This window comes from Gemmiger sp. An120 (genome assembly GCF_002160955.1).
Lineage (GTDB): Bacteria > Bacillota > Clostridia > Oscillospirales > Ruminococcaceae > Gemmiger_A > Gemmiger_A avium.
This window is the reverse complement of sequence record NZ_NFLN01000016.1, coordinates 43941-61667: the sequence shown is the minus strand read 5'-3', so window position 1 is coordinate 61667 and position 17727 is coordinate 43941. Positions and strand designations below refer to the sequence as shown.

At 59.6% G+C, this 17727-nt stretch carries 23 protein-coding genes and 1 pseudogene; all 24 read right to left on the bottom strand.

The window, feature by feature from the left end; genetic code table 11:
* Positions 1-332 (bottom strand): annotated as a pseudogene (locus B5E65_RS12410) (hypothetical protein); the annotation flags it as partial.
* Positions 333-1376: a siphovirus ReqiPepy6 Gp37-like family protein gene (locus tag B5E65_RS12405; protein ID WP_087172082.1), complete on the bottom strand. Its 1044-nt coding sequence runs from the start codon at positions 1374-1376 to the stop codon at positions 333-335.
* A 3-nt stretch (positions 1377-1379) separates the two neighbouring features.
* Positions 1380-2246: a phage distal tail protein gene (locus B5E65_RS12400; protein ID WP_087172081.1), complete on the bottom strand. Its 867-nt coding sequence runs from the start codon at positions 2244-2246 to the stop codon at positions 1380-1382.
* A complete protein-coding gene (locus B5E65_RS12395; RefSeq protein ID WP_087172080.1) occupies positions 2243-4114 on the bottom strand; it encodes a phage tail protein in 1872 nt (623 codons plus the stop codon). Before B5E65_RS12395 ends, B5E65_RS12400 begins: the two co-directional genes overlap by 4 nt.
* On the bottom strand, positions 4104-4484 hold the full coding sequence (locus B5E65_RS12390; protein ID WP_087172079.1) for a DUF5361 domain-containing protein: 381 nt from the start codon (positions 4482-4484) through the stop codon (positions 4104-4106). The genes B5E65_RS12395 and B5E65_RS12390 overlap by 11 nt, the downstream gene beginning before the upstream one ends.
* A gap of 14 nt (positions 4485-4498) precedes the next feature.
* Entirely contained in the window at positions 4499-4762 is a 264-nt protein-coding gene (locus B5E65_RS12385; RefSeq protein ID WP_087172078.1) for a hypothetical protein, read from the bottom strand.
* Positions 4759-5319 carry a phage tail tube protein gene (locus tag B5E65_RS12380; protein WP_087172077.1) on the bottom strand — a complete coding sequence of 187 codons (561 nt, stop codon included), beginning with the start codon at positions 5317-5319 and terminating at the stop codon, positions 4759-4761. Before B5E65_RS12380 ends, B5E65_RS12385 begins: the two co-directional genes overlap by 4 nt.
* Before the next feature lie 13 nt (positions 5320-5332).
* Complete coding sequence (locus tag B5E65_RS12375; RefSeq protein WP_087172076.1) at positions 5333-5668, bottom strand: SIMPL domain-containing protein; 336 nt, start codon at positions 5666-5668, stop codon at positions 5333-5335.
* Entirely contained in the window at positions 5665-5901 is a 237-nt protein-coding gene (locus B5E65_RS12370) for a hypothetical protein (RefSeq protein ID WP_087172075.1), read from the bottom strand. The genes B5E65_RS12375 and B5E65_RS12370 overlap by 4 nt, the downstream gene beginning before the upstream one ends.
* Positions 5894-6226, bottom strand: a complete 333-nt coding sequence (locus tag B5E65_RS12365; RefSeq protein ID WP_087172074.1) for a hypothetical protein — start codon at positions 6224-6226, stop codon at positions 5894-5896. The genes B5E65_RS12370 and B5E65_RS12365 overlap by 8 nt, the downstream gene beginning before the upstream one ends.
* Positions 6223-6597, bottom strand: a complete 375-nt coding sequence (locus B5E65_RS12360) for a hypothetical protein (RefSeq protein WP_087172073.1) — start codon at positions 6595-6597, stop codon at positions 6223-6225. Before B5E65_RS12360 ends, B5E65_RS12365 begins: the two co-directional genes overlap by 4 nt.
* Before the next feature lie 9 nt (positions 6598-6606).
* Positions 6607-6876, bottom strand: a complete 270-nt coding sequence (locus B5E65_RS12355) for a hypothetical protein (protein WP_087172072.1) — start codon at positions 6874-6876, stop codon at positions 6607-6609.
* A gap of 2 nt (positions 6877-6878) precedes the next feature.
* On the bottom strand, positions 6879-7763 hold the full coding sequence (locus B5E65_RS12350) for a phage major capsid protein (protein WP_087172071.1): 885 nt from the start codon (positions 7761-7763) through the stop codon (positions 6879-6881).
* 13 nt (positions 7764-7776) lie between these two features.
* A complete protein-coding gene (locus B5E65_RS12345) occupies positions 7777-8307 on the bottom strand; it encodes a phage scaffolding protein (RefSeq protein ID WP_087172070.1) in 531 nt (176 codons plus the stop codon).
* A 303-nt stretch (positions 8308-8610) separates the two neighbouring features.
* Positions 8611-9756: a VG15 protein gene (locus B5E65_RS12340; protein WP_481810359.1), complete on the bottom strand. Its 1146-nt coding sequence runs from the start codon at positions 9754-9756 to the stop codon at positions 8611-8613.
* Positions 9728-11134, bottom strand: a complete 1407-nt coding sequence (locus B5E65_RS12335) for a phage portal protein (protein WP_087172068.1) — start codon at positions 11132-11134, stop codon at positions 9728-9730. Before B5E65_RS12335 ends, B5E65_RS12340 begins: the two co-directional genes overlap by 29 nt.
* 11 nt (positions 11135-11145) lie before the next feature.
* Positions 11146-12486: a terminase large subunit gene (locus B5E65_RS12330; RefSeq protein WP_087172067.1), complete on the bottom strand. Its 1341-nt coding sequence runs from the start codon at positions 12484-12486 to the stop codon at positions 11146-11148.
* Positions 12443-12760 (bottom strand): hypothetical protein, encoded by a 318-nt coding sequence (locus B5E65_RS16250; protein WP_087172066.1) that lies wholly within the window; start codon positions 12758-12760, stop codon positions 12443-12445. Before B5E65_RS16250 ends, B5E65_RS12330 begins: the two co-directional genes overlap by 44 nt.
* 99 nt (positions 12761-12859) lie before the next feature.
* Positions 12860-13132: a hypothetical protein gene (locus tag B5E65_RS12320; RefSeq protein WP_087172065.1), complete on the bottom strand. Its 273-nt coding sequence runs from the start codon at positions 13130-13132 to the stop codon at positions 12860-12862.
* Between the two features lie 233 nt (positions 13133-13365).
* Positions 13366-13803 carry a hypothetical protein gene (locus B5E65_RS12315; protein WP_087172064.1) on the bottom strand — a complete coding sequence of 146 codons (438 nt, stop codon included), beginning with the start codon at positions 13801-13803 and terminating at the stop codon, positions 13366-13368.
* A gap of 146 nt (positions 13804-13949) precedes the next feature.
* Positions 13950-14270: a hypothetical protein gene (locus B5E65_RS12310; RefSeq protein WP_087172063.1), complete on the bottom strand. Its 321-nt coding sequence runs from the start codon at positions 14268-14270 to the stop codon at positions 13950-13952.
* A 178-nt stretch (positions 14271-14448) separates the two neighbouring features.
* Complete coding sequence (locus B5E65_RS12305) at positions 14449-14802, bottom strand: hypothetical protein (protein ID WP_087172062.1); 354 nt, start codon at positions 14800-14802, stop codon at positions 14449-14451.
* Between the two features lies 1 nt (position 14803).
* Complete coding sequence (locus B5E65_RS12300; RefSeq protein WP_087172061.1) at positions 14804-15226, bottom strand: RusA family crossover junction endodeoxyribonuclease; 423 nt, start codon at positions 15224-15226, stop codon at positions 14804-14806.
* A gap of 257 nt (positions 15227-15483) precedes the next feature.
* Positions 15484-17724, bottom strand: coding sequence for an AAA family ATPase (locus tag B5E65_RS12295; RefSeq protein ID WP_087172060.1), 2241 nt, complete (start codon positions 17722-17724; stop codon positions 15484-15486).
* Positions 17725-17727 lie beyond the last annotated feature (3 nt).

The following is a 17727-nucleotide window of genomic DNA, read 5'->3' as shown; positions in this document are numbered from 1 at the left end:
AGGTCTATGCTGCGCACCGCTCGAGACAGGTCCAGACGGGCCACCACCGTATCGATACGGTCCAGTTCTTCCGCCGCCTGCACCACCAGAGTGCGGCGGTTCGGTTCAATGCCCATGGCGCCCTGGATGTGGCAGGAGCCCGGCTCCACCGCCACCTGCATGCCGATATCCACTACGACCTGCAGGGCGTTTTCCGGTTTATAAAAGACACCATCCGAAAAATACTGCGCAAATACTTTACGCAGGAAAGCACTGTCCACCGCGCGGTCATACTTCGGCAGACCTTGCTCATCGTAGGTAATCTTGTCCGATGTAAACGGATAACTTTGCATTCAGTAAATCATCCTCGCTTTCTGCAGCTGTGTCAGCTTTTTGTCCCCCAGCTCTATCTCGACTGTGTGGTTGTTCTGCTTGAAGACCTCCCGCACCGTTACGATACGGGCCTGTACGGCCAGGCCGATATCTTCCACGATTGCATCCACCTGGTCGCCCAGATCCCAGTCCTCAAGGTAAACAAAACCGCCAGCTGCCGTCTGGATATCCACATTGCGGATGATCGCGTAGTTCAGCAGGGCGTCCAGGCCTTTTTGCTGCAGACTGGCCAGGTACTCGGCTTCCGTCTGTTCTTCCGGGTCCCATTGCTCGCTGCGGGCATCCACATACAGTACCCTTTTGTATCCGCCGCCGGACAGATCCGCATAGGCTACTTTCCGGTTTTCCGCCTGGTCCTGGCCGGTCACAATGGCATAGTTTTTGTAGTTGGACCGGTCAACCGAGGCGTCCACCTGCACCAGGTTGCCGAAACCGTCGCTGAAGGTAACAAACGGATTCACCGTCTGCTCCTGGGTGCGGTCCAGGCCCTGCCAGACCTCGGCGGTGATGGTGTTCGCCTGGTAGTCGTACCGGCAGCGCAGCGACATCTGCACCGTCTGCAGCTTGGTATAGGCTACATCGGCCAACTGGCCGCCGGTTTCCTGCCAGCTCGCGGCGTCCGCCTGCACGGCGGGCGGATCGGCCACGGTCAGTAGCGGGATGTCGTCCTTGTACTGCCGAAGCATGGCCACTACCGCCGCCGGGATGGTGCCCGTGGCGTAGTATGCAGGATACACCACCTTGTCGTTAAGGATGGCTTCCAGAAAATATCCGGAGAGCTGCACGAACCTTCCCTTGACCGTCTCGGTGAGCTCCACTTTCTGGATGATGCCGGTTTCCGGGCGGTCGGGAGTGTACAGATAGGCCATGGTCGGCTGGTAGTCGGCCGCCGCGATCTGTACGGAGAAATTACCAATCTGGTAATACTCCCGTGTCCACTGGAGGTTGAAAAAGGGCAGATAGGCCACCGGCTGAAAGTCGGCGTCCAGAGCAAGAAGCTGCATGGATCACACCCCCAGATACTGCTTGTTGTACCGGATAACCACATGCAGGCTGTTGTCGCCATAGTCGGCGGCAAAGCTGTATACGTTGGTACCCGGCTGCAGGGCCAGGCCGGCGAAGTTGCTGGCGCGGTCCACCTTGTTGAGCACGTTCTGCCCGTTCTTTGTGATGCGGATGCGCTGAGGCGCCGTGGTGATGACCACGGTGTCGCCGGCCGCCAATTCGTCGATGAGCCGCACAAAGGCCGATCCGTTCATGATCTTCGGATTGGTTACCGGCGCGTCGGCGGTGATCGTGATGATGGGATAGGCAGCCACATTGCCGTCGTAATCGAAGGTCACTTTCCGGGCAAAGTTTGCCACATCCACCAGCACGCCCAAGTCCGGGTGATCCATATACGGGAACCCCCACCGCGGTGTGATGGCCGCAATGTCCTGGCCGAAGTCGTCCACACTCTGCCAGTATGGATTTTCCAGTGCTTTGAAATAGGCGGAAAAGGTCTGCGGCACATTGACCTTGGTGCTGGGCGCCTTGAAGGCGGCGAGCTCTGCCGCCAGCCATCGGGTGCGGCCCATATAGGTCAGATAGACGCGAAACGTGTGCTTGGGGTTGAAAAAGGAGAGCACCCTGTCCCGCAGCGCCGGGTTGTTCTTCACCGACAGGGTGGTGGCGCCAAGTTCAAGATCCCGGGCGCTCACCCGTTTGCCGGTGGTGGTTCCCCCATCGCCGGAGCCATTATCCTCAGAAAACAGCGCATAGGTGGCTGCATCCGCTCCATCAATCGAGGTAATCAGCCAGTCGCTTCCGTCCGCCACAAGCTCCGCCCCGTCACTGCGGACAAAGCGAGCCGCTACATAGGTATCCAGCTTCATCTCGCACCTGCCAATCCATAGGTATTCTGGATGCGGAGCGCCCGGGCAATTTCGTCCGGGGCCTGCATCGGCTGTTCAAAATAGATGTTCTGAATGGTTTGACGGGACGGCTGCTCCTCGGCCGATACACGCCCATGCGGCTGCAGGGCGCGGGCATTGGCCCCCAGCGTCGCCTGCAGCTGTGCCAGGGTGTTGTCTGCCATCGCTTTCAGGGATTTGGTCAGCGGCTTGCTGTTGCTTTCAATGCCAACCGCCACACCGGCCGGGATCCACCGGCCCACCTCGTCCCGCATGAGCCGGGAGGGCGATGCAATGCCGAAAAAGCTCTTGATGGCATCCAGCGCGGAACGGGCAATATTGGTTGCCGCATCCCACAGCGCGCCGGCCATGGCCCCGATACCGTTGATCATGCCCTGGATGATGTCCTTGCCCAGTTGGAGCCAGTCCACTTCCTGAACGGTTTCCCAAATCATGGACGCGATCTGACCCGCCGCCTGGATCACGCCCGGAAGAGCGTTTCCGATGCCCGTGATCATGGTGGTAATAAGGTTAAAACCGGCGGCGATAATCTGGGGCAAGTTCTGGATCAGCCCGGAAACGAGGTTCAGAATAACGCGGGCCGCCACCACCAGCATCTCCGGGATTCGCTGTCCGATACCGTTGATCAGGGTGCCCAGGATCTGAGCCCCCATGTTCAGGTACTGCGGATAGTTGTCGATAAATGCCTGCAGCAGTGCTCCGATCGCGACGCTTGCCGCAAGCAGAAGTTCCGGAAGCGCCTGCGACAATCCTGCCGCCAGCTGGGTCATCAGGGCGCCGCCCTGACTGATCAGCATTGGCGCCGCGTCATAAATCTGCCAGGCAAGGGACACAATAAGACCTCTTGCCGTGGCGGCCAGCTGCGGCAGCGCCTCGGAAAATCCGGTCTGCAGCTGCGGGAAAAGCTCCAGCAGCGCGGCGGACATCTGGGGCACAGCTTCCCGCAGAAAAGTCGCCAGCGCGCCCGGCAGTGCTTTCAGGATGTTGCCCACCGCCGGCAGCAGATTCTTCACCAGGAAGGTGGTCGTGGTCTCAGCCAGGGCACTCAGCGCCGGGCCCACATCCTGCCCCAGGGTCAGCTGCCCCAGCACATTCTTGAAGGCGGCTTTCATGGAGGCAAGCGAGCCGGACAGAGTGTTGGAAGCCTCCTTTGCCGTGGTGCCGGTAATATCCAGCTCTCCCTGGATAACGTGGATTGCTTCATACACGTCCGCCAGGCTGCTGATATCGTATTCGACGCCGGTGATCTTTTGGGCATCCGCCAGCAGCCGCTGCATCTCCTCTTTGGTACCGCCATAGCCCAGCTTCAGGTTGTCCAGCATGGTGTAGTTCTGCTTGGCAAACCCCTGGTAGGCGTCGGTGATGCGCTCCATGTCGGTGCCCATCTTATTGGCGTTGTCGGACATATCCGTCATGGCCATGTCCGAAATCCTGGCCGCCTCCTCGGTATTGCCGCCCAGGCTCTGCAGCAGGCTGGCCGCAAAGCTGGTGGTTAGTTCCATGTACTGGTTGGCGCTCATGCCGGCCGTGCGGTAGGCCTCCGCGGCGTTGGCTTTGACGGCATCGGCGCTTTCCTTGAACAGTGTTTCGATGCCGCCGATGCTCTGCTCCAGGGCGGCGCCCTCGGTGATGGTGCTTGCCAGAGCCTGGCCGATGGCCGCTGTCGACACCACGCCCATGACCGCGCCAACCAGCTTGGAGCCAAAGGCTTTTCCGGCTCCGGTACCGGCTGTGTTTGCCTCGTTCCCCAGCGCCTGTGTGATGCTTCCTTTGATTCCCTGCGCCGAGGGTACGATCTGGACAAATGCTTTTGCCAGCTCAGTCGCCATACCGGTTCACCTCCCCCAGGATCCTGGCGCGTTCCGCTTCAAAATCAGCCGCTGAATCAAACGCAACTACCGGATTATCCGCTTTGTGATCCCCGGTAAAGATTTCCAGTACCGGACGTGGCCGGTTTATATTCTTGCGTCCGTTCTCCGACTGCATCCACGCCAAGGTGGCCAGCCAATCAACAGCAGCGGCATGCAAAAGCGTGTCGGGGGCCGCATGAGCCCCCGACAACCGCATCTTGCTTCTGGATGTTTCCCTCAGCCCGGCTGCCAGCGTGGCCGCCAGCGGAAGCGGCAGCGCCCGGTAGTCGAGGATTCCATACGTCTCGGCCATATCGCAAATCAGCGCGTCTTCGCTGGAGGCGATCATGCCGGCGAGGGTGATCAGTTTTTTCCTTTGTTCCCACAGGACTGGAAGATCTCCACCAGGGCCTGGCTCACGACCTTCACCGGTACCCGTCCGTCCTCCTCGCGGAGATGATCATACAGCTGCCGGCGGCCGGTCTTGCCGAGCAAAAGCACGCAGGCCCGGGAAATGCCGGTAAGGTTTTCTTCGCTCTCCGCGATGGCGTCCAGCAGCTCCATGTTGTCCAGAACCTTTTCGTCAATGCTGAAGGCGAAACCGGTGCTCGTTTTCCCCTCGATCATGCCTGGCTGCCTCCTTTCACGATGTACTCATAGTGGGTATTGCCATCCGTATCCGGCTTGGCGGTGATAGTGGTCTCATAGCCCACCGCGTCCTCGTCGGTATAGGTGATTTCTCCCACCTCAGACACGTTGGCACAGGGAATGACCACGCGCTTAAGCACACCGCCCCGCAGGATCATATCCACCACCCAGCAACAATCCGCCTGCTCGGCGCTGTTGGCCTTGACGGTGATGCCCGCCTCCAGCGTGCCGGTAACGTTCGCGTCGCCGTATACCGCCTTGAGCACCTCCACGTTCAGTGCCTCGATCAGCTTGAAGGAGAAGGTGTCCGGCTTTTCGCTCTGGTAGGTATAAACGGTGTCCCCGCCCCAGGCTTTGATGTTATCGCTTTCGGGGGAGTTGGCGTTTACCAGACCGTCCTCCCCGCAGTAGCCAAGGGCCTTGAATGCCTGATCCAGTTCGCTCTTTGCGTCGGTAGGCAGCGCGGTGCCCAGAGGCGCCCGATAGATGGCGCCCCCTTTCTTGGGCTTGCCCACCGTTACATTCTTTACATCCATCTGATCCTCCTTTTCAGTAGTGGGTAATGTCAAAGACTGCCTGATACCGGTACCGCTTGGTACGGGTATCAGGGTACGGGTAATCGGTGTTGAGCTTAACCGCTGCGATCTCATCCCGTTCATCCAGGCTTTCCATGGCCTGCTTTACCTGCTCGTTCAATCGGGCAGCTTCCAGCAGGCTGGTGCCATAGGACTGGACGGCAAATGTCGCCCGCGGAATGCAGTTGGTCTTTCCCGTACCGGTCTTTTCCAAAACCACAAAGCGCCCGGGCGGTTCCTGCGGCACTTCCATGCGCACCGGAACCTCCAGGGCGTCGCTCAGGTAGTTCAAAATCGTTTCTTCGATCATTTCAGCGCCTTCAGTATCGTGTTGTTTTCAGCATTTTCACGGCGGGCCTGGGGCGTCTCTGCGAATATCGAAGCGTTTACGCGGTTCTTGCCCCGATGGGGAGAAACCGCGTACCCATCTCCCAGCCGGGCCTGTATCTTTCCGGCGTGCTCGGTGCAAATCGCCAGCATCTCGTCGGATCGCAGCAGCTCCCGTACCCCGGCCCGGTTCAAAGTGACTTTCAGCTTAGCCATAACGTTCCACCTTGACCTTCTTGTTCCAGGAAAGCGGAATCATCGCCTCGATGCCCTGGGTCACGCCCCCGTAGGTGCGCCATTTCTGCCCAAAGAATTCCACCGTCGCATCGTTCCAGTCGTGGGTATCGCCCTTGGGAATGGCCAGGGTGTAGGCGATCCGTTTTCCATAGAGCTGCATCTCATTGACGATGTCTTCGGCCGACGGCTCACCCACAAGCACATTGGGCACCTCGATCGGGGTTTCCTCGTAAATGGGCGCATGGAAGGCGTCCGTGCCCGTTTGCCGCTTTTCGTACAGCAGGATCGTGATGCCGCGTATCATTGGGTCATCACCTCCAGGGGGCTGACCGTGCCGATCCGGTTTCCGACGCCCAGCAGCTGCTTTTCCAGCTTGGAGAGATACAGCTCTCCCACCGAGCCGCCGGTCACGGTCCAGGTCTGGGCATATCCCATCGCCGATGCCGACCCCTGGGACGCGCCCATCGGAAACATGGCCGCGCTCTGGCCGCCCGTGTCCAGCTGGCGGCGCACCATACGGCAGGACACCAGTTTTTTCCGCTCTTCGGCAGCCGCCTCGTTGAAGGCATCGATGACAACGGCAGCCTCCTCCAGCAGCGCGTCACAGCGTGCGCTTTCGCCCTCATCCAGCTGGCGGAAACCTGCTTCCACATCGGAAACAGAGGCGTACTTCATGGGATCACCTCATTTTTTAGCAGCCGCTTTGCGCTTGGGCGCGGCGGCGGACTTGGCCGGCGCGGGCGCGGCAGGCTCTGTCTCCGTTTTTTCTTCTTCGGCCGCCCGGGCGGCGCCGGTATCCGTCTCGGAAGCCTCCGGGGCAGATCCGGCGTCAGGTGCCGGGGGCTCAGGCTCCGGAATGTCGGCCGGACGGTGCCCGGCCTTCTTGTATTCCTCCTCACGCCCATCGGCCACGAACATCCGGGTGCCGGTCAGGCTGTTGATGAACTCTTTCATAGTCAGCCTCCCGTCTTGGCCGCGCCGGTGAGCTTATTGAACACGGTGGTATCGCAGCGGAAGCCCACCTCAATTTCAGCCCGGACCGCAAACATATTCTGCTCAAACAGGTTGATGGTAGAATCTCCGTCGGTCAGCGTAGCCTGATCAGAGATGGCGATCTGCACACCCTCCACAGTACCGTATACGGCCTGTGTCCAATCACCGGCAAAGCCCACGACCGCGTCCGCGGACGCAGTGTTGGCAATATAGGCGCCCTTGCTCTGACGCACCTGGGCACCCAGGATCATGGGAACGGCACCTTCCGCCACGCTGTTGATGAAGAGCGGGCGGTCGTTGCCGTCCACTGCGGTCAGCAGGATGGCCTTGCCCTGGGGTGCCAGCACCCAGCCGTTCAGGATGCCGTCGTGCGATGCGATGTCACCGTCAGCAGCAACCAGGCCGCCATAGGCATTGGTCAGAATGCTCTGGGCGGTGCAGTCCTTGAGGGTGTCGAAATTAGAGCCGGGCGCATCCACGGCGCCGAATACGGTGGCGTCGAACTTCTTGGCCAGGGCGCCGGGCAGGCGCTGCACCAGCTGATCGTACAAGGCCGGCACGTCGCGGCGGAACTGGTTGGAGAAGGGCACGATGACTGCCAGGGTATAGGGCTGCATGATCTTGGTAGCCAGAGTGCTGCGGCTTACAGGCTTTTTCTCAGTCTCCCCCACCCAGCCGGCCTCCGGGTCGCCGGTAATCACGGGGATGGTGGTGCCCAGGCCGGGCAGCGGGATCTGACGGGCCAGCGCCATAACAGCGGAGGCGCCCTGGGTCTTCTGCAGGATCTCCGCAGATACCTGGCCGGGCAGGCTGATGGTGGTGGTACGGTTGATGTTAATGGATGCCATAGAGTTCACTCCTTTACTTCATGACCTGGTCAAACCACTCCGCAAACTGTTCGCGGGTGGAACCGGTCGGATTGTGGTGCGGATCGCCGCCGTCCTTCACATTCGGATATCCTTCGGCGACAAAGGCATTCGGGTCGGTCTGCATGTACGATTTGACGTAGTCGTCAAAGCCCAGCAGAGAGCCGTCCTCCTGCAGGGGCAGCTTCTTCTGGGCCAGATCCGCCAAAAACGCCTTGCGGGCGCTGGCACTGGAGAATTTGAGGGCCGCTGCCGCGTTGGATTCAGCATAGCGGGAACGCAGGTCCAGAACCTGCCGCTCTGCCTGCTGCCGGGCCTGCTCGGCCTTCTGCTTCCATTCGGGGTCGTAGCCCTCCAGCTTCTTGTTGGCCTCCCCCAACTGGGTCCGGGCGGCGTCCCGCTCGGTGGTCAGGGTCGTGACCTGCTGCTTATGTCGCTCAATATCAGCACTGTGCAGGTCCATGATCTGGGTGAGCTGTTCGTCGGTGATGCCAGGGATAATGCCTTTTACCTCTTCTCGCTTCATGCTTGGTCCTTTCCGCCCTGCGCTTTTTACGGGGTAGCTCCCACGGGCTGTGCAGTTTTGCGCCATGCCGGGCAAATTTGGATATTAAAAATGCCCTTCCCGGCCTCATGCGGCCAGGATGGGCACAAAAAAGCGCCCTTGCAGTTGACTGCAAAAGCGCATGAAAGAGCCACGGTGCGTGATATCATGGTCAGATTGACTTTTTCCTGTTTCCATGGTATAAAATAATCAAGATGTATCCGGAAGGATCGTCTGTAAGGGAGCCGTTCCTCCGCCCTTTTTGGTGGGGGGGCAACGGCTCCCTTATTTTTTGTATCTCAATGCCGCCAGCAGCTCTTTCCGATGCAAAACCAAAACGTCGACCGGAAATTTTCCGCTTCTGCTTATGCGCGCATCGATCACAGCCTGTAGGGCAGAAATTTCGATTTCGTTTTCCCCACAATCGAGGATGACTCCTCCTGGGGTTTCGGCAATTTGTTTCAGAGCTCCGCGAATCGCACTGTCTGCCGCTTTATCGCTGGTGATGTTTTTCAGTTCCCAGAACTTTCCCCGCCAGATATAGTCCGGCTTTTTTGCTCCTCCGAGATTTTCCTGCAACAGCACAATGTCGCCGCCGAGAGTATCGTGCAGCCATTGTGCTGTTTTTATTTCATCGGCGTGGTGTGCGCGGCTGTAACCCTCATCAAACGTGATGGTCCCCTGTCCCGGGGTCTTGCTGCGCACATACTCGTCAAGAACATCCATCGGCCCGTTGCGTTCTTTCCTCGCCGCATACGCCGCCCGCTTCTGGGCATTGATCACATCCCGGTTCTCCGCGTACTGCGCCCGGCGCATGGCGTTGATGTCCCCGCCAGCGGCGTTATACTGCTCCAGGTATTTATCCGGGTCGTACCCGGCCACCGTGGTGTTGCTGTCAAATCGGATTGCGTACTCGCAGTTGCAGTGGGCGTGGATGTGCTCGGCGTGGCCGCCCTTCAAGGCTTTTGCGCTGGCTTTCTGCCATCCCCGGCTGGCCAGCGTCAGACAAAACGGGCAGGTATCCCCATGAGGCACCCACGCCCATTCCGCGCCGTCCCGGATGGCATTTTTCAGTGTGGTGTCAGCCCCGGCCCGCTTGACAAGGCGGCTCACACCGCCCTGCAGCTGCGGCGGGCTTTGCTTTGTGGCATTTACCATTTTGGCCGTCTCACCGTAGTCAGCAGGTGCTGCCGGTTCCGCCGGTGGTACAGTAACGCCGGACGCCTGGGCCACGGCATCATACATCTGGCAGGCCAGCTCCGCCGTGCCCTCGCCGTACTTCTGCACCAAAGCGTCGGCATAGGCGATCAGCCTGTCCACATCCTGTGTGCCGTGACTGGTGATATAGTCTGCCATCTTCTGCCCCGCCTCCTCATTCAGACGGGAAAGGCGGTCTATGTATTCAACCCAGGTTTTCTCCGTTATTCTCATTCTCTACCTCAGCCAGCAGCTTCTGGCCCCGCACCCGCTGCTCCTGCGTTTTGATGCGCTGAATATCCGCCTGGTCAAATCCCACCATCTCCAGGAAAATATCCGTACTGGCAAACTCCGGACGGGAGGAAGCAATCTTGATCGCCGCGTCCGCCGTCACCGCCACGCTGGGCATGGCCGGGTTTTTGAAGTGAGCCATGACGCCCCGCTCCTCTGCGGTCAGCTCCGCCATCGGCACCTTGCGTGCAATGGCCTGCGCCATCTGGATGATGGTTTTCAGCGCCTCTCCGTTGCCGGCATTCAGCTGCTGGGCCATGAGCACCAGGGTCTGGCTCTGGGCCAGGATCGCATCGCTGGATGTGGGATTGGCGTCGTTGACGATGCCCACGTCGGTGATGGTCAGCCCTGTGGCCGCCGAAAACTGGGTAGCAGTCATGCGCATCTTGTCCACATGGGGCTGCAGGCTGCCCTGGGCCAGCTGGCCAAACTCGGGGTTTTCTCCGGTTTCCGGATTGGTCGTGGATGCCAGAAGGCTGCCCACATACTGCTTGAACTTGTCCGACACGATGGCATCATACTGATCGTCGGTAAGCCCCAGCAAATATTTCTGTGGCGTGGTGTCGAACTCCAGCGCAATGGTGGCATTGGCCACGATCCGGACGTAGTCGTCGATCAGGGCGCGCACCGCCCGCTTGAGGCGGGAACGCCCGAAGGGCTTGCCGGTGGTGGCGTTCCAGATCAGCGGCTCCATCAGGGGACGCCCCATCTTGTGGGGGTGCCGCTCCGCCAGCCAATATCCATTCTGCGCGGTGAGTACGATCACCGCCTCGTCGGTGTACAGGTTGACGATGTGAGGCCGCCAGGTACCCTTGTATTTTTCATCCGGTACCGTGTCGATTATGGCCAGCCCACAGTCAATCCGCCCCTTTTCGCCGCTCCAGAGAGCGGAGGCAGCCGCGGGAGAATGGAACCGAATGCGGCAGCCGAGTGCGTTGTCCGCAGACAGGGTGGCAAACACACATCCATACTTCAGTTCGTCCCGGCAGGCTTTTCCGTACTCCGCCAGCAGACGGTTTCCCGCCACCAGCTCCGCCACGTTCTGCGCCGCTTTGCCGCTTCCCACAAAGCCATCGAACATAGAGCGGCTGGCAAGAGCGTCCACCGCCTTCTGCCCCCAATTGCAGCCCACCTCGATTTTCCGCAGTCCATTCGGCAATGCGATACCGAGGTTCACATCATTCAGGGTCACATGACCCTCGTAATATTTATCCTTGATCGCGTTTTTGCTCTGGTGATACTCGAACACCGATGTCAGTTCCTGAAGCTGGCGCCGTTCTATGCCGCTCAGTCCTTTTACCATGCCAAAATTTAGCGTCATGGCTTTCTCCTTTATCCGATCCGCATTTTCTTATTCGGGTCCCGCTTGCTCGTTTTCGCCCCCCACAGCGCCAGCGCGCAGGCCTCGATGGGAAGGCTGTTGTCTCCACCGAAACCGACACCTCCGCCGATCGGGCGTTTTATGGCCGTCACGGCGCTTTCCCGTAGCTGTTCCTGGGGGCGGTACCAGGTGAGGCCACCCTCGTTCACGCTGGTGATCAGCAGCCCTGCCGCTGCCACCACATCCTTCCCCGTGGGGCGGATCACAGAGTTCTTCATCTTCCAGGTATCATGTATCCTGTCCACCAGTACATCCGCGCCGCCCCGCCCGTCAATGACCACGCAGCTGGCCTTGCTGTACCGGGCGTTCAGCCAATCCGCCAGCCAGGTGATCCCCCTGCCGGCGGGCTGCAGTTCAATAAGGGATATACGGGCCGGAGCGTCCACGGGGATCACGGCACCGCACAGGCAGACCGCGCTGCCGTCCGCCGCGAACTTGACGCCGTAAGCGGTTTTGCCCTCTGGTTTCGCCTCGTCGCTGGCGCACCGGTCCCATGCCGCCTTGTCGATGGCATAGTCGATGCGTTCTGTATGTGCCGGGCTCCACCAGCCGAGCCGCTCCCGTGCGAAGGTGTCCGGATCCAACTGCTCAGCCTCACCCTCAATGGTGGACAGCTGGATGCGCCGGCCCAGCGCCGGGTTTGTGGCAGCCCACCGTTTTTTATCCTGGATGTCACCGATTTCCGGCACGGAGAATTCAAACCAGGCAGCGCGCCTGGATTCTCCGTCCAGTGCCCGGCGCCGCAGTTCACGGAACACCGTGCCGGTCACATCCGGCCCCGGGGGCGTGCCCACATAGAGGGTCTGCGGGTTCAAGCTGGCAGAGATAGCCGGCAGAAAAGAGCCCTGGGCGATCTCGTCCAGTTCCTGGGCTTCGTCGAAGATCAGCAGATCCCCGTGCTGGCCCCGGCCGCCGTTGCGGGTGCGAGCCAAAAATTTGATGCGGGCCCCACTTTTCAGAATTATCTCCTCACGTCCCAGCGCGTTCTTTATGTCCTTCACATACGGCTTTAGTTTGGGGGATTCAAACATATCCCGCATCTCGCTGAAAGTCTCGGTCGATGTCTTCTGCAAATGAGAGGTGTAGATCACACTCTCATTCAGGAAAATCATGCCGGCGGCGGATCGTCCCTGGATCAGCAGCGTCTTTCCGTTCTGCCGGGGCACACTTCCGCCGCCGGAAGGTGCCGTCCACCGCCCTCCGGCATCCCGCCCCATCCAGTCGTCCAGGATGTCGGCCTGCCAGGGATCAAGAGAAATCCCGGCCACACGCAGCAGCCGGGCCGCATCCATCCCGTCCGTGCTTTGATAGGGCGGAACGATCCTTACGGACGGCTCCTGGCTTCCCATCAGCTGCACGCTGCGCGATGATCTCGCCGATTTCGTCGCCATGATTCTCCGCCCCCTCAATTTCGTAAATTTCCCGCATGGTTTCGCGGTACTGCTTGGCCAGGGCCGGCAGCGCCCTGGCATCGTCGCATGTATCAATGCTGGTTGCCAGCACCCGGGCCAGCGTTTTCAACTGCATGAGGCGGTCCCCGCGGGCGGTGGCGCTCTTCAGCTTCACTACCTTTTGCCTCCCCTTGAAAATTTCCTTGTGTGTAAATCGGCGCTGGCGGCGCGGGGTCGCCGAGGCCCGCCCCGGGGGGCCCCTCCCCACCCGCTTTTACCAGGTGCCGTCCTTCACAATTTTTTGGGCAAGCACCTGCCCCTTACCAGCGATCTGGTTGCTTTTGAATGCGTTGCAGCAGTAGTGCGCCGGCTGCAGATTGTTCCAGTCCTCGGCAGCTGCCCGGGGGGATTCGTATCCGAACTCCCGCCAGCGGGAAACTGGCTTGATCTCGTCGATGACAAAGGACAGCGGATGCTGCGGATCTGACGGTTCATCGTAGTGTATGGGACCCAGTCTGCCTTTGCAGATTCCGCATGTGCCTTCCATCGCTTTGAACCTGGCCCTATATTTTCGCCGGAGGGTACCATTTGCGTAACGCGGATTCCCCATCCCTATCCCCCCCTTTGCAGGACGTTGTGTACAAAAAGCCCCCCACCCCTGCATAGAAAGGCACCGGCCACCATACGGTGACCGGTGCTTTGCAAATCTGCTTTTTACTATCATACCACAGATTTTTCGAAAAAACTTCCAGTCTTTTTCCACTCTTTCCAGAACTCGACTCAGATCTCGGCGACACCATATCGAGCCAGGGTGAAGTTCCTCACGGCCTGGTCTTTCATCTGGTACACCCGGCTCTGTTCCACATGATACTTCTCTGCTAGCGCAGAGACGTGACCCTGCACGCGGTTGATGAAAAAGCTGTCCAGGATCTCACGCTGCTGTTCATCCAGCGCGGCGAGACCCCGCTCCACCGCCTCCACCTGCCGTTTGGTAATGCGGTAAGCCTCCTTTTTGCGCTCCAGCTCATCGATGGCAGCGATCCAACGGCCTTCTGCCGTACTAGTGCCCCCCTGTACCGGCACGGCATCGGCTGCCGGAGCACTGGATCCATAGGTACGGCTGCGCAGCTCACGAATCTCATCTGCAAGGCTCTCCATTGCAGCTTTGCGCTTTTCGTGGCAACGCAGGTCGTTGATGGCTTCCTTTTGCCAGTTCAATGGCATTACCCTCCTCTCTGTGGGATATGCTGTCTTTCGCTCTCAGCTCGATACGTTCACCGGCTCGATTTTCCATGTACAAGCGCCCATTCTCCTGGTATACCGTGATTTCCCCGGAGCGGACGGCGCTTTTGATTTCGACGATGTCAACCATCAGTTCCGCCTTCTTTCATATCCGCCGCGCATACCGGGCAAAACCTGTGCCTTGCCAGAGGCGTTTCAACGCTTCCACATACAGAGCACCTCATGCGCGGGTCAAGTTCGTCCAGGCCGTCAATGCGCTCCCACCGCCCCCGCACCACCGGGCGGACATCGGCGGCGGGGATTTCTGAAACAATAGATTCCACATCGGAACTTGTAAGTTCCAGGTTTTGCAAAACCACAGTACCGCCATCAGCCCCATCATTTTCCGGGTCTACCAGCCAAATAGCGTCAAGAACATCCTGCCGTTTAATATAATCATCCATCGTTATTTCTCCCTTCCCTTAAACAGCCTGCAAAACGGCCTTGGAAGATTCTCATTCACAAACTTTTCTTTTGCCTGACACCAAGTATTTCTTCCCACACAGAAAGGCGGCAGCCACAAGCGCCGAAGGTGCCCGCAGTATTTGCATTTTGGGTGCCGATTTCGGTACTCTTGCACTGTCACACAATCAGCTTCCTTTCCAGCTCTGCCCAGGCTTCTTCCGTGAGAGGGCGGCCGCATGCAGAGCAGTAGTTATTTACCCCAAATTGTCCGTTCGGAACGCACCACATGCACAGCTCCCACTTCTCCCGATCAATGCGGGCGGGCGGGTAGGCGTAAAACGTTGCGCCATCCATCTTGTCGGCGTACATAGATACCATTCCGGGTGTTAAAATGTGCCCTCTCTGGCAAAGGCACCAATATCCGCCCCATCCTTCAATGGTTTTCTTGTCTGTTTCCATCCACACCGGCGTAGGTTTATCCATCCCCCGCAGCTGCTCCACCGTAAGAGGCTTTCTCTCAACTCCACTCATCCTACTTTTCCTCCTGTAAGATGTCCACCCGAATATAGATTCCTGGGGTATTCGCCCAGAACTTCTCGATGATCTCACTGACTACCTGGGCATCATCCGCCCAAAAGTCCAGCGCAGTCATGCAGTCCACCAGAGCTTTGTTCAAATTTTCCGTATCCGGCTTGTCAGTCATCCTCTCGCCGTCCCGGTGCTTATCCCCTGCAGGGAACAGCCACTTGACCAGCAAGCGCACCGGCACACGGGGAGCGATCGGCTTCTCTGGCCGGTACTTTGCGAGATGCGCCCGGAACTTGGCCTTGGCGTCCTTCAGGCGCTCGCTGTCATGAAGCACCGTCCTGACCCGTCCGTCCTTTCCCACCCAGGCCCGAAGGTCCTTATCCTGGTGGGTGACAGTGGGTGGGATCATCGGCAGAAAAAATTCCATGCCGTTTCTCCTTTCTTCTCAGCCCACAGTGTGTGGGAGGGGTCTCCCCAAAGTGTGGGGCGGCATATGCCCCCACACTTGGGGACGCCCACACACATTGCGTGATGTATATATGAAATATATAAGGGCTATTTTCCGTGCAGGATTTTGCATGGATAGCGGCTATCATGCAAGATCTTGCACGATAGCACCGTGCACGGATAGCGGCCATCGTGCAAAAATTGTACGGTTTGTATATAGATTTATACAATTTGTAATCATCCTCTGCTGCCGGGCTCCAGCCGTCCCACCCGTTCGCCGTCGATCCAGTAGCCACCCGCCTCCCGAAGCCGGCGCTTGACGGTGGCCGGCTTCAGGTCCAGGTATTCGGCCATGGCGTAAAGGGTGACCTCTCCATCCATCGTGCAGGCATTGAAGGCCTGCGACAACTGGGATGCGCCGGTTCGCTTGGATGACTTTTCTTTACCTGCCCAGCGTTTGGCAGCTCCCTGCTTACCAAGGGACCGGAAGTCGGCCTCTGGCTGCAGGTCCTCCAAAAGGCCCGTGTCCAAACGGTGCACCGGGTAGTCGAACCAGAGGTTCACCGGCTCGAAGCGGCCGAACTCGCGCAGCGTACCTTCAATGCGCCAGGCCGTCTGCGCGAGGGCCCGGGCAGTTGCCTTGTCGATCTCTGTCTCCAGTATCCGCCGGTCAGCGGCAGACAGGTGATCGGCGCAGATCTCCAGCATCTGGACACGGCTGCAGGCATCGTCCTGGCTGTATGCATCCCCCTGGCCCCGTTTGTCCAGCAGCGCGGTACACACCGCGCAGACCGCCTTGGTCTCCAGCTGCTTGCGGATGGCATCGGTGGGGATGAGCTCGGTCATGTCCAGCATAGCGTCCGGGTCCCGGGCAAAGACGCCGGATCCGGACGCCCGGTCCATGCTACGTTTTACGCCCTGGGCGCCTTTGCTGTGATGGTGGCAGTAGATCACCGCACATCCCAATTCCCGGCAGACCAGGTCGAACTGGTTGCAGAAACGGGCCATCTGATCGGCGCTGTTCTCATCGCCGGTGATGACCTTATAGATCGGATCCAGCACCACCGCGATGTATCCCCGTTTTTTGGCCCGACGGATGAGCTTTGGCGCCAACTTGTCCATGGGCACTGACGCCCCCCGCAGGTTCCAGATATCCAGGTTTTGCAGGTGTGACGCCGGCCAGCCCAGCGCCTCATATACGTCCCGAAACCGATGCAGGCAGCTGGCCCGGTCCAGCTCCAGGTTGATGTACAGCACCTTACCCTGGGCACAGGCGAAGCGACCCATCCAGGGGCGTCCCTCGGCGATGCTGATGCACAGCTCGATGAGGGCAAAACTCTTGCCTGCTTTGCTGGGCCCGGCCAGCAGCATCTTGTGGCCCTGACGCAGGACGCCATCGATCAGCGGCGGCGCCAGGGGCGGAAGGTCATCCCACACTTTAGAGAGGGCCTCGGTGTCGGGTAAGTCATCGGTCTCGGCCTCGATCCAGTCTTTCCATTCCTCCCAGCTGCTCTTGCCAATGTTGGTGGCCAACAGGTATTGTTTCTGATCCCCCCGCATCACCCCCGGCATCCGGGACAGGCGGCTGGGGTTTCGGTTCTGCTGATCCAGGCGCAAGCCGTTCTTCTGGCAGACGCTATACAAATAGTCCACCCGGCGGCGGTACTCGGCGTAGTCCGGCGCGTCCACCCGCACGATGGCATGAAGGCTCTTTTTGCCGCTGTACACCAGCGCCGCGCAGGGCAACTCCAGCTGCCGAATGATGGCGTTCTGCTTTCCCAGATCCAGGTCATCACTCTCTACCAAGGCAAAACGAAACTCGGTGACGTTGTCGTTTTTGCAGCCGCAGCCGTCCAGCGGGTTGAAGCGGATCCAGGCACCCGCCTGGGGCGGGCTGTCTCCGATCACGGAGCCCACATCCCCACCACAGGCCGAGAGCCGCTCGATCAACTGGCCTGCGGTCAAGTCCCAGGCCCCGCCATTGGCCGGCACCCAGCGGCCATCTTTCTCCCAGCTCTGGGTCACATAGCCCACATTCTCGCTGGGCTCAAAGAGGGCTTCCAGATAAGCGATCAGCTGGCGGGCCGGCTGCCAGTCTTCGGGGATCTCCAGTTCGCCAGCCTCCACCCAGCGGGGGTCTACGAGCACCCCCTCCGCCTTTTCCGGCAGTGTTTCCGCGCTGATGGTGTCCTCCCAATCCAGCTCATGACCGGCCGGGCCGGACCATCCGTACTGATAAGCCAGTTCAAAGATGCTTTTGAGGGTGACCGGCTGGGCAGCCCCTTTGTAGCTCTCCCACTTGCGGGCGCATTCCCCCTTGTGGTACCGGTCCGCGTCGGTGGCGCTCCACCGGTCCCACACGTCGCAGGAAAAGCCCCCGTCCTTCAGAGCCATGCCGACTCGGACCCACTCGTCATAGGTCAGCATACCCGGCCGCAGAAAGGCCAGGGCCTCCTGCAGGTCTTTCCCTTCGTTCATTTG